The 12,193-nt window shown below is 50.4% G+C and carries 12 protein-coding genes; 1 reads left to right on the forward strand and 11 read right to left on the reverse strand.

Going from position 1 to position 12,193, the window contains the following annotated elements; all coding sequences use genetic code 11:
- Window positions 1–87: 87 nt before the first annotated feature.
- The 10 genes from KNP81_RS02890 to KNP81_RS02935 form a co-directional block, all read right to left on the reverse strand.
- Window positions 88–1,629, reverse strand: a complete 1,542-nt coding sequence (locus KNP81_RS02890; protein WP_214718236.1) for an oligosaccharide flippase family protein — start codon at window positions 1,627–1,629, stop codon at window positions 88–90.
- Window positions 1,630–1,644: 15 nt separating this feature from the next.
- Window positions 1,645–2,709 carry an EpsG family protein gene (locus tag KNP81_RS02895; protein WP_214718238.1) on the reverse strand — a complete coding sequence of 355 codons (1,065 nt, stop codon included), beginning with the start codon at window positions 2,707–2,709 and terminating at the stop codon, window positions 1,645–1,647.
- A 21-nt stretch (window positions 2,710–2,730) separates the two neighbouring features.
- On the reverse strand, window positions 2,731–3,666 hold the full coding sequence (locus KNP81_RS02900; RefSeq protein WP_214718240.1) for a glycosyltransferase family 2 protein: 936 nt from the start codon (window positions 3,664–3,666) through the stop codon (window positions 2,731–2,733).
- Window positions 3,609–4,880: a glycosyltransferase gene (locus KNP81_RS02905; protein ID WP_214718242.1), complete on the reverse strand. Its 1,272-nt coding sequence runs from the start codon at window positions 4,878–4,880 to the stop codon at window positions 3,609–3,611. Before KNP81_RS02905 ends, KNP81_RS02900 begins: the two co-directional genes overlap by 58 nt.
- Window positions 4,881–4,892: 12 nt before the next feature.
- Window positions 4,893–5,597 carry a CpsD/CapB family tyrosine-protein kinase gene (locus KNP81_RS02910; protein WP_214718244.1) on the reverse strand — a complete coding sequence of 235 codons (705 nt, stop codon included), beginning with the start codon at window positions 5,595–5,597 and terminating at the stop codon, window positions 4,893–4,895.
- A complete protein-coding gene (locus KNP81_RS02915; protein WP_214718245.1) occupies window positions 5,560–6,336 on the reverse strand; it encodes a YveK family protein in 777 nt (258 codons plus the stop codon). The genes KNP81_RS02910 and KNP81_RS02915 overlap by 38 nt, the downstream gene beginning before the upstream one ends.
- Window positions 6,337–6,469: 133 nt before the next feature.
- Window positions 6,470–7,627: a glycosyltransferase family 4 protein gene (locus KNP81_RS02920; RefSeq protein WP_214718248.1), complete on the reverse strand. Its 1,158-nt coding sequence runs from the start codon at window positions 7,625–7,627 to the stop codon at window positions 6,470–6,472.
- Window positions 7,628–7,640: 13 nt separating this feature from the next.
- On the reverse strand, window positions 7,641–8,693 hold the full coding sequence (locus KNP81_RS02925; protein ID WP_214718250.1) for a glycosyltransferase family 2 protein: 1,053 nt from the start codon (window positions 8,691–8,693) through the stop codon (window positions 7,641–7,643).
- 175 nt (window positions 8,694–8,868) lie between these two features.
- A complete protein-coding gene (locus tag KNP81_RS02930) occupies window positions 8,869–9,774 on the reverse strand; it encodes an NAD(P)-dependent oxidoreductase (protein WP_214718252.1) in 906 nt (301 codons plus the stop codon).
- Window positions 9,771–10,616 carry an aldolase/citrate lyase family protein gene (locus KNP81_RS02935; RefSeq protein ID WP_214718254.1) on the reverse strand — a complete coding sequence of 282 codons (846 nt, stop codon included), beginning with the start codon at window positions 10,614–10,616 and terminating at the stop codon, window positions 9,771–9,773. Before KNP81_RS02935 ends, KNP81_RS02930 begins: the two co-directional genes overlap by 4 nt.
- A 282-nt stretch (window positions 10,617–10,898) precedes the next feature.
- Here KNP81_RS02935 and KNP81_RS02940 point away from each other — a divergent pair, with 282 nt between their 5' ends.
- Window positions 10,899–11,546 (forward strand): acetyltransferase, encoded by a 648-nt coding sequence (locus tag KNP81_RS02940; protein ID WP_214718256.1) that lies wholly within the window; start codon window positions 10,899–10,901, stop codon window positions 11,544–11,546.
- Window positions 11,547–11,586: 40 nt separating this feature from the next.
- On the opposite strand, the gene KNP81_RS02945 is transcribed toward KNP81_RS02940, so the two are convergent.
- The gene (locus KNP81_RS02945; protein WP_214718258.1) at window positions 11,587–12,042 is read right to left on the reverse strand and encodes a hypothetical protein; all 456 of its coding nucleotides are present in this window, start codon (window positions 12,040–12,042) and stop codon (window positions 11,587–11,589) included.
- Window positions 12,043–12,193: the final 151 nt, after the last annotated feature.

The raw sequence follows: 12,193 nt of genomic DNA on the forward strand, positions 1-12,193 counted from the left end.
CATTGTGAGAATAGGAAAGAAATGTTTATCATTTTTTTGAAAGATGACATGTCTAATGTTTGTGCTCCACGAAAAAAGACACCCCGTTCAGGATGTCTTTGATGCATGACGGACAAACCCACGCAACAGTTCTTTTTCATCATCCCGAAACGTGAAGATCCATAAGAAGAGAAAGTAGGCGCCACCTAGTGCAATCGCTTTAAACAGGAAATGGACGAGCGACTCGACAGGCAAGTACCTTTGGAGCAAGAAGCCGAGAATTCCTAGAAACATCAAAGCCGGTGCAATCTTCACATGACATTCATAGAAAAATTTCCACATACTCAATTTTAAAACGCGGACATACACGACGTTCATGAAAATCACAGTGCCAATCAAGTTACCGACCAATATGGCACTCGCAGCACCGATTGCCCCGTAATGCGGAGACAAGAGCAGTGACAAAATCACACTGACCGTTGCGACGATGAGCGACGCGAACGCCCGGTATTTGATTTGATTGACCGCAATCAACGTCGTATAGGCGATTTCTTGGGTCAGCGTGATGATTCCTGGGAGAATCAACAACAGGGCGACCGTATAGGATGGGAAGAAGTCTGGACCAACCCAAAGTCCGATAAACTCTCGGCCCATCGTCGCAAAACTGATGATAATCAAGCCGACGATGAACAACTGGATGCGGCCGACACGAATCAACAGATGGTTTAATTCCGACTGGCGATTATAGGTCGTCATGCGTGTAACTTTCGGCAGGAACAGCGATCCAATCGCTGATGAGATAGTCCAAACGTATCCTTCGATGACCATCCCGATCGAGAACAAGGCGATGGAGGCACTGCTCGCCAAAGCCCCGAGAATGGTCGGGGTGATGTTCAAGATGAAGCGTTGGGCGATGGCGATGACGGTCGTCCAAGAGGAGAACGTAAAGATGTCTCGGTACATCGACCGGCTGTTATGCAAAAAGTCAATCGCCGTCTCGGTTTTACGAAGCAGGTAAATCCCTTTCCCGATGATAATGGATAGACCGACGATGGCGTTGACGAAGACGAGCGCATATAAGCCGAATCCGAACAAGAGCGCCCCGACCATCAAGACGACGGTCGACACTTTTTCCATCAAGTTGAACCAGTTGAGGACGACGAACCGTTCATTCGCGATAAAAATTCCGTTGAATGGTTTGGTCGGGAACAAGACGACGATGTAAAAACCGACCATGATGTACAACACTTGGAGCGTCTCCACTTCAGCGGGCGATAAACTTGCGTAAATCGTGTCGATCATCAGATAGACCCCGATCAGAACGAGGCCAATCAACACCGCAGTCCCGATAAACAGTTTGAAGGCGACACCGAGAAAGCGAGACGCCCCTTCTGAATCCCCGAGCGCGTGGTATTTTGATAGGAATCGCGACACCGCCGCCTCTAAGCCGAAGTCCATGGCGAAGATGCTGACGAGTGATAGCGAAAGCATATAGAGTCCGTAGTTCGCCTTCCCAATCTCTGCAATCATCCATGGTGTGTAGAACAGACCGGCGAGAATATTGAATCCGATGGCGGCGTAAGACATGAGGACGCCAATCTTGATTTGACGTGAGCTTTTTTGTTCATCGAACTCCACTTTCGTCGTCATCAGATTCCCCTCCCCTTATTTCTGTTGCCAAAAGAACATATAAAGCGGTTCGTTACGGACGAACAAGAGCAATAGCATCGTGATGGCCACGTAATAGACGAGCAGGCGCTCCCGACGTTCGAAAGAACGGAGCAGTTCTGGGATCAATAGCATGACAAACACTGAGAAATACTGGACGATTCGCATCATCGAGGGGTTGATGAACGTAAGCGGCAGAAAGCAAAGGGCGAGCAACAAGGCGTTCAAATAATGGGTCACATTCGGGTTGACCGCGATCATCTGTTCACGCCGCCAGAGTGATACGACCGTGATTAAAATCAAGATCATCGAGAAGTTAAAGGTACCTGACCCCGTGTAGTACTCATATTCTTCATAACCGCTGATGGTGCGGAAAAATTCGAACAGTTGAACCCGAAAGACGAACAGGAATGGAATCAACGCTCCCATAAACAGCAGATAGCGTGATGTGATCGTCTTTGTGGCCAAAAAATAGAATGGAAGGAAGACGAGAGCGGATTGATGAATCGTCGCCGCAAGCAATACGATCCCGAGAAAAGGCCAAAACCGTCTCGTCTGTATAAAGTAGTAGCCAATCAACACGGCAATTGCCGTCGCAATCGTCTGGCGGATGCCCGTGATGGCAAAGAAGGCGTAAAACAATGTCGAAAAGATCAAGAAGCTGAGCAATGGCTCCGTCGAGTTGCGATAAATCCAAACTCCGAACGGAATCAGGAACAAGAGCGCGACCGCCAAGAGGTACCATTGGTAGTTCTCGGTCACGAGTTGAATCGTTTTTTGTAGTAAGTAGTAACCTGGATCGCGTCCGTCCCCTCCGCCGAACAAGACGTTAACAAAATTGTCACCGAGCCGTTTCCATGAGATGCCTTTTGTCTCGTCGAACATCCATTTGTATTGCATCGTGTCAGCACCGACGCTAAAGTGACGAAATCCAGACAATAAAATCCATTGGCATGTCGCAATCGTCACAAACAGCAACTTCCCGTTCTTGATTCCGTCATCACGCAAAAGGAGGGCCGCCCATGCAATCAGAAGCAACATATTGATCAGATAGATCCACATTTCAACTCCTCCTTTTCACGTTTATCGATAGCGAAGATTCATCATGCCGCGATAAAGCGTCAACATCCGATGATAAATGATGGCTGACAGATTCAATCGTTTCTGTTCCATCCGACTCAAATGACGGTGCCCATCAAAGCGCTGCAACAGCTCCTCCCTCACTTCTGGGTCAGTTGAGCGATATACCGCCTTGAACACCGTTTTGATTTGTGGCGTGGTTGTACTGCTCGTGGCTTCGAGTCGCATCAACAGCCGTTCAAAAAAGCGGGCCGTCTCGATCGGTGCGAGGTCGGCGATTTTTTTGGTTTGTTGCTTCGCGTGGATGCGCGTCTTCGAATGCGGTGCCGTCGTCACTTTGAACTGATATCCAGCCGACGCCAAGTCGACCCAACATACCCAGTCTTGAATGTATCGATACGTCGTCGGGAATCCACCGACTTGTTCAAGCGCACGTTTCGGAATGAGTAGTGCACAGCCGCTCAAACACGCTTTCAGCAACAGGTAATCAAACATCGCCTCATCTGTGTATACACCTTTCAACTGTCTTCTAGGACGGTAAATAGGCGCACCGGCTTCATCAATCAACGTCGTCCCACAGGATAAGATGTAACGTTGGGCCTGATCACCTAGTTTTCGGAGTTCCTCGACTTGATTATTCACTTTTTCCGGTTCATAAAGGTCGTCATGACTCAGCCATGAGAACCACTCTCCTCGCATCTTCTCAATGCCTAGATTGAGCGCCGTTGATACTCCGCCGTTTGGCTTTTCATAGTATCTGATCTGACTCCCAAAGCGACGAGCAATCTCAGCGGTCGCCCCGCCATCGGTCGACCCGTCATTGATCACCAGCACCTCGATTCGCTCATACGTTTGAGCAAGGGCGCTCTCGATGGTTTCTTTTAGATAGTCCGCTCCATTGTAAACGGGGATGACGATTGAGACGAGGGGACGTTCCATGCTAGATTCCTCCTTTTATCGTGAACAAGGCTTTCATAAACGTATAGATAATCCATGACCCGCTCTTCCATTGAAAAGGAGGAACGTGCATGTTCGACGCAGGAATCCGCATAGTGTTCCTTGCCGAGTCGCCGAATTTTTTCGATTGCGCCCAATATATCCTCCATGCGATCGGGAGCTACGACTTCACCACACGTGCTGGGGACCAGCTCTGGGTTCGCTGTAGCATCAAGTACAACGACCGGCGTCCCCGAGGCCATCGCTTCCGCGGTCACTTTCCCGAACGATTCTTCGACCGATAAGTTGAGGAACACATCTGCGAGCGCATAATAGTCAGCCAACTCCTCGATACGATTCGTCGAAGGAATATGAATCACATTCACCGGTAACCTGATGTCGGAAATGTCTCCGACGAGCAACAAACGTGCTTCCGGCAACGCTCGTGCCACTTTTAAGAAATCAGACAACCCTTTTGAATCGTCCCAGGAACTAGCGACGCCTAATAGAATGAAACGGTTTTCGAACCCAAGTGCCGCCCGTATTTCCGACGTGTCCCGAGGGTAGAAAATATCGAGGTCGACCCAGTTATGAATCCGCTGAATCACTTTCGCATTACCGAGGAGCGAAAATCGCGCCTCCATCGTGATCCAATCGGAGACGCCGATGACGGCGAGTCGTGAGATATTTTCGAACCAGCGTTGTTTGTCGTGCCACATCTCGGCAGTCCGATCAAGACCCCAACTCGGATTATCTAATTTGAGTCTTGGACAGCTGCCGCAGCCATCACGCCAACGTTCACAACCGGTCCGTGTATAATGTGTGCACTTCCCGGTGTAAAACCAACAATCATGGAGCGTCAATACCGTCGGCGTGTCGGTGTGACTGAGCCAGTTAAACAAGGTATCGAGATGGATGTAATTGGAGTGAAGATTATGCAAGTGTACGACGTCAGGCTTGTACGATTCGATAAAATCGATGAGTTCAACCGTCGTCCCTTTTGAAAAATAGCCTTGTTTCCCGCTCAAGCGGGACAAGAAGGCATGTCGTTTTTGATCAAGGGATGAACCGATGCGGAACCCGCTTCCCGTATCTGGACCTGTCGCATAAGCGACGACACTCTCATGGCCATGGGCAAGCGCTACGGACGAAATCTCTTTACAGATTCGTCCTGTACTTTTTTCTTCATGGATGGCATTGATGTGTAAAATCCGCATGGTTCTTCCTCCTTACTCATACGTATAGGCGTAGTAGGCGTCCTTGCCGCCTCGTTCCCGCTTGTTCATGACAATCCCTAGCATGTGGGCACCAGACAAGACGAGCTGTTCTTTCGCCTTTAACACGAGGTCTCGGTTTGAATTATCACAACCGACGACGAGGATTGTCCCGTCGGTCTCACTCGCAAGCAGTCGGCTGTCCGCCACGTGCATGAGCGGCGGCGCATCCAAGATGATCAAGTCGTACTTTTCCTTCACCTCATCCAACAGTTGCTTCATCATCGGCGATGCGAGCAACTCCGACGGGTTAGGTGGGATTGGACCCGCTGCCAACAAATGAAGCTTCGGTACTTTCGTCATTTGAACCGAACGATCAAACGTTGTCCGTTTGGCGAGGACAGTGGACATTCCCGTTTGACCCGAAAGCTGAAATGTGAAATGGACCGTCGGCTTGCGCATATCACAGTCCATAAGTAACACTCGTTTTCCAAGCTGGGCATAGACGATGGCCAAGTTCGAAGCCGTCGTCGATTTCCCTTCGCCTGGTGAAGCCGAGGTGACGACAATCGTTTGTAACGTGGCCCCAAGCGCCGTGAACTGTAGGTTGGTCCGAATCGTTCGATATTGTTCGGCAATCGGGGATTTAGGATTGGCTAACGTGATGAGTCTGCGCCCGGAATCACGATGTTTGTCTTGTTTCTTTGACAGGTGGAACATGCGGATCGTCTCCTTTCGGCTCTTTGCCAGCCTCAGCTTTTGGTTTTACTACCTTTGGGTTCATATCACGCTTTTCAATGATTGGGATTGAACCGATGACCGGCATGGACAAAATCAGTTCTGCCTCCCGTTCATCATGAATCCGTTTGTCAAACGTGTGACGGATGAGGGCGAGCACCCCTCCAACTATAAAACCTGCGACCAGGCCGAGCGCGGTGTTCATGACGACACTTGGTGCAATCGGTTCGCCTGGTACGACGGCTTCCGATAGGATGCGAACATTGTCGATGTTCATCAAGTCTGGAATTTCATTCGCGAACACCTGAGTGATTACGTTCGCGATGTCAGTCGCCACGACTGGATCGGCGTACTGGACGACAATATTGATGACTTGAGACTCTTCCTCACTTTCAACGAGCAAGATCTCGCTGATATCCGTCGGTGCTTGTGCCACTCGCTCTTGCACTTCATTCAAGATGGCAGGGCTGCGCATGATGACCCGATACGTGTTCACCAATGACAGGGATGATGACACTTGGGCGCTGTCGACGACGTTCGTGCCCGCCTCTTCCTTCGGAACGATCAACACTTGTGTCGAGGCCTCATAGGTCGGTGCAATCACATATTGGCTTAAATAATAGGCGGCACCACCACCGATGAGCATCATGAGCATGAGGAGCAGGACGTTTTTCTTAAATACATTAAATATTTCTGATAATAACATCGTTTGACTTTTCACACGTAAACCCTCCTTCAGACGAAGTTGCCTATACAAAACTCAGACGTGATGATGAGGTCGATCTCTGTCTTACCTTCTTACCCGCCGTTCTCTGCAAATCGAAAAGAAAAGGTTACCATCTTTTCATGAACTATCATGTCGGCTTATCTTGGATAAATTGCGAGTAGATACGCCGCATCTCGTTCTTCGAGCATTCCACATCGAACGCTTTGACCGATTCGCTGTTATGCAAGCCCATTTGATGCGACAAATCAAAGTCAAGTTGCATCGTGCGAATGGACTTGGCGAAACCTACCACATCTTCCGGGGAGCATTTGTAGCCGGTCACCCCATCAATCGAATAGTCATTGATGCCGTGGACGTTCGACGTGATAAGCGGAAGCCCGGCGGCCATCGCCTCAAGCGCGGCCATACCAAGACCTTCACGTTTCGAGGGGAAGACAAAGCAGTCCGACGCCTTCATCACTTCAATCACGTCATCTCGGAAACCGAGCAATCGGACTTGTTGTTCGAGTCCAAGTTCACGGACGAACCGGTCGAGATGATCCTTATTCTCCCCTGTCCCGGCAATCAAATAATGGAGCGTCGGCTCGTTCAACGTGGCAATGGCCCGGATGATCGTTTCGTGGTTCTTGTTTTCATTCAACTCGCCGACCGACAACAAGACGAAATCCGTGTCGGTGTCGATGCCGAGCGTTCGACGTTTTGCGGGCCGGTCGATCGTGACCGCCTCGATTTTCTTCGTGTCGACCCCGATCCCGGGGATTCGGAACGTATGCGACGTTTTGAACGTTTGCGCCCGTGAAAAGTCCTCTTCGTTGATGGTGACAATCGTATCGGTCATCCGGGCAAGCGTTCGTTCGACCGGATAATAGAGCATCCAGTTGAGGGATGGGCTGCCTTTGAAGAAGTGAAAGCCATGGGCCGTGTACATGCACGGGGTATGCGTCTGACGCGCGACGAGCCGCCCGATGACCCCGCCGATCGGCGAGTGACAGTGGATGAAGTGATACCGGTTCGCCGTCATCACGGCCTTCAACTGTTGATAGGCCCGGACGTGGCCGTTCATCTTCTTGATGTCGCGCTCGAAATCGATTTGGAACAAAGTGACCCCGTTCGCCTCTAAATCCTGTTTGATGCGGGCTATCTTCTCAGGCGAATACATGCTGCCCCACTCGAAGTTCGTGGCGACATGCACTTCGTAGTTCATCTCTTGGAGCATCCGGATGTTGTCCCGGTTAAAGCTTTCGATCATGGAGACGACCGAGGCGACCATGAGTACTCGTTTCATCACTCTCTCCTCCTCACACGCGTTTCCGTAAGTAGTCGACACCACGCAGCATCAAGACGAGCGGGACCGTTTTTTCATGTTTACAAAGCTGAAAGAACGTCCGCCACTTCATATCGAAATATTGCATGTCCATCTGCGAATAGGCTCGTTTGTACTCTTCGTTTCGGAGCACTTGCTTGAGGGATTCGGCTTGATCGATAAACGACTTTGGTGCCGCCAGTTCATTTAGCCCGATTCCAATCATACTGAGTGCGATTCGATTATAGAGCGCCCGATTGTACTCCTCTCCGAGCTGGTGCGTCTCAATATAACGCATTAAAATACGGAAAAACTGTAACCGTGAGTTGATAAGCTCTTTATTGTAGGAACTGGTTTCCGAATCCGCATTCGTTTTTCGATAGTGGTAGACTGGATAGTCGATATAGATAAATCGCTGGCAATGCTCCAACGCCTGGATTTGAAAATATAAATCGATGAACGTGCCGTATGGGCCGCCAAACGACAAATGTTTGATGAGGTCACGATGATAGAGCGTGATGCAATTTGAATTGAGCGCATCCACGGTTTCTGGATGAGCGAGCTCCTCACCGACGAGTCCGAACAGACGGCGATGGACATAACGTCTCGTTTCCTCTGCGTCATACGACAAAAAGTCCGCTTCAAAGATTCGTTTAGGAAGTGAACGCCCTTCGTATTCGCGCACATACGTCCCCATGACCGCATCGGCACGTTCAGCCTCCGCGTGCTCGACCATTAATCGAATCGCATCTAGATCGAGCCAATCGTCGCTGTCGATAAACATGATATACTCGCCCGATGCCATTTGAAGACCTCGATTCCGGCAAGACGAGCATCCTCGATTCGTCTGACTCAGGACACGAACCCGCGGGTCCTTATCGTAGCTCAATGCAATGTCGAGACTGTGGTCCGTACTGCCGTCATCGATACATATGATTTCGAGATGAGGATACGTTTGGTGGACAAGGCTATCGAGACACTGTCTCAAAAAGGCGCTTGTATTGTAGATGGGTACGACCAGGCTGATGAGGGGGGTAAGGCTTGGCATGTGGGTCACTCCTTCTAGGTTGTCGTTTCATGATGTGAGTGAAAAGCGGGTGTGATTCTATCATCGTTGTTCCCGTAAGCTCTTTCAGGTAACTCACAAACGGAATGAGCCGTGGATAATCTTTTTGTGAAGTATAAAAAACGAAAAAAGCCGACCCTCCGGTCAGCTTTGCAAATTACTGTAACTGTTCTTGTCGCAAGTTGTGAAAGATGTTGTCGAACAGTCGCTCGTTTACTCGATCCGACACGTACGAGTTGTGTGGGGTGAGCGACACCCATTCGAAGTTATAGAGCGCGTGATCGGATGGTAGTGGCTCCGTCTCGAAAACATCCAAGGCGACCCCGAAAAACTTACCTTCTTCGAGTGCGGCGATGAGCGCCTCCTCGTCGATGATTGATCCGCGCGCGACGTTCAATAAGACGGCGTCTTCCTTCATCGACGCAATCGCCCCTTCGTCAATCACATGATACGTGTCATCGGTGAGCGGCAAGGCGACGACGACGACATCGCTTTCCGCCAAGACGTCGTGCAGTTCATCCATCAGCACGTAACGATCGACGAACGGCACCTGTTTCTCACGATGCCCGACACCGATGATTTTCATATCAAACGCCCGGAGCCGTGTCGCGACCGCCTCTCCGACATGACCGAGTCCGAGCAAGGCCACGGTCTTTCCGGTCAATTCACGCAATCGGCGCTCTTTCTCCCAATGCCGGTTTGCCTGCTTCTCCCGGAACGCCGCCCCGTGCTTCATGAAGTCGAGCAATTGCCAGACGACCCATTCGGCCATCGGCACGGCGTACGTGTCACCGGCATTATAAATGCGGATGTCTCGCTCCTCGAGCTCGTCGAGCGGGAGACGATCGAGTCCGGCGCTGACGGCTTGGACGAACCGTAGCCGTTCAAAATCGTCGACGTGACAATACTGAAACACATTATTACAAATCAAGCCCTCGACTTCGGAGACGTCGATGTCCGTCACGTCCGCCTCTTCGCGGAGCGTCGTCACCGAATAGCCGAGTTGTTCGAGTTTTGCGAGTTGTTCAGGAGCCAACCGCACTCCTGTCGACAGCAAATTCATGACAAAATTCCTTTCCGGTTCTGGATTTCCGTCGTGATGGCGAGCACGGTCGAGACAAGGTTCAACCGGTTCAATTCCAGCCACTCCGGAGTCGCGTGTTCGAGCTGTTGCTCGTACGCTCTAATTTTCCATACCCCTTCTTGGAAGATTTGTGCCTGTTTAGCATCAAATTTCCCGATTGCCCCAATATTACAAAAACTGCGCGATAGGATGGCGAGCGACGAACCGAGCCTCACGTGTTCCCCAAGCACCTTCTCGGCTGGAAGCTTTCCTTCCCCGACGCGAGCGACGCCGCCGAATCCGTATGGGATTCCCGATGCTTGAATTTGACGAGTGACTGCCTCGACTGTCCCATCGGCAAGCGGCTCGAATAGGAAACTTTGACCGTAACTCAAATGGAGGTCGTTCAAGCCAATATGGATATAATCGATGCCTGGTAATTTGAGAACGTCCCGCATGCAGGCGACGGCCTCTTTCGTTTCGCACAATAAACAGACCTTGGCCCTCTTATCGACAAGTTCGATGAACATCGCGACTTCGTCGACCGTCTTATAGTACGGCAACATGATGACGTCCGCGCCGCGATTGACGACTTTATTGATTTCATAGCGCGAGCCTTGAAAAATCGGATTGACGCGCACGAGCAGCTCGGCATGCTTCAAGACCGCACGCAACCGGCCTACATCACGAATCGCGTGGCGTGAGATGACCGTATCGAGATGACCTTGCCGTTCCTCTTTCCCGTTCAACTCTAAATCGACGAACACCCAGTCGACCCCGTTCTGTTCAGCGAGCAGCGCGATCTCCGGCTGGTTCGTGATATACATCAGTTTCAAAGGCATGGCGAGCACTCCCTCCGTAGATAGATTACTTTAGGAAAATAGCCCGTCTAATAAACAACAAAACGGAAATGTAGATAATCCTTTTGCAATCCAAATCACGCTGTTTCGAATTTTAGAACGTGCGTCATTATATGAAGGCATTCGTTTTCACTTCGAATATACTTTGATATCAAACTATGTTCGCAACTTCTTTTTGATTTTGTTTTAAATGCGGAGAATCGGAAATAACTAACGTACAAGATAAAATTCGACACGTTTCGGCAAAAAAAGGGGTGGCCAATCATGGAATGGATTGTAATATTTGGTGCAGGCGGTCATGCGCAAGTGTTGATTGATATTCTCGAATTGATGGGCGTCTATCGCATCGCAGGGATCTATGATGATAGTCCATCTCTTTTAGGAAAGTTCATCGCAGGATACCCAGTGTTGGGATTCATGGATTCGAAGATAGTGGTTCAAAGAGGAATCATTGGTGTCGGAGACAACGTCCATCGTGAGGGTATTGCCGAAAAAATTAAGTACCATTACCCAGACTTCAAATTCATCAACGCCATCCACCCGAGCGCCGTCATCGGCAAGAACGTCACCCTCGGCGCAGGGACGGCCGTCATGGCTGGTAGCGTCATCAATCCGAACGCCGTCATCGGCCCGCACAGTATCATCAACACGATGGCTTCGGTCGATCATGACTGTGTGCTCGACCCGTTCGCCTCGGTCGCCCCGGGCGCGCATCTCGGCGGCAACGTCCATGTCGGCACCCGGACGTTCATCGGTATGAGCGCAACTGTCATCCACAACGCCCACATCGGGCACGATACGGTCATCGGGGCCGGGGCCACGGTCGTCAAGGACATCCCGAACCACGTCGTCGCTTATGGATCACCCGCTAAACCAATTCGGGGGCGGGTCATGAACGAACGCTATCTGTAAGCAAAAACGAGGTCACCCCGCGCCGGGTGACCTCGTTTTTTCATTTCAACTCGCGATGCAGTTCGCGGTCGGTGATATAATCCGGTTCGAGTTTCAAGATGACCCAGTCGAAGGCACGCTGGAAACCAAACATCCCCATGCAGAGCGCTGCGAACAAGATAAAGAAGGACGAATCCGCCGAGCCGAAATCGTACCAGCCGAGGAGCGCGTACAGCATGATCAATCCGCACAACGTCAGCCAAAACGGCAACCGGACGAGCCGTTGATACGTCGAATTGTCGTTGAACGAGGCTCGGATCGTGCCAAGTTTCCATTCGCGAATGGCCAACGGAATGACGCCTAGAAATCCGATACCGAGAACGACGAATTCGTATTGAGACACGTACTGGACGAGCGTTCCCGTGATGATGGCCGAAGCGGCCCCAATGATGAATGTCTTTGCATTTCCTTGCCGTGCGTAATCGACGAGGCGGCGGATATGTTGTTCACGTCTCATGGTCAAAGCTCCTTTAGTTAGTGTTAATGTATGTACGAATCCTTCCCTACGTTGGTTTCAATTCAAAATAATCCCCGTCTATAGAAGTAAAAAAATCTCATTTGTGACAGATTAAAGAAATCTGAAAATTCCTAAATGTAAGCGTTGACAT

This window comes from Exiguobacterium sp. s149 (assembly GCF_018618395.1).
In the GTDB taxonomy this organism is placed as follows: Bacteria; Bacillota; Bacilli; order Exiguobacteriales; family Exiguobacteriaceae; genus Exiguobacterium; species Exiguobacterium chiriqhucha.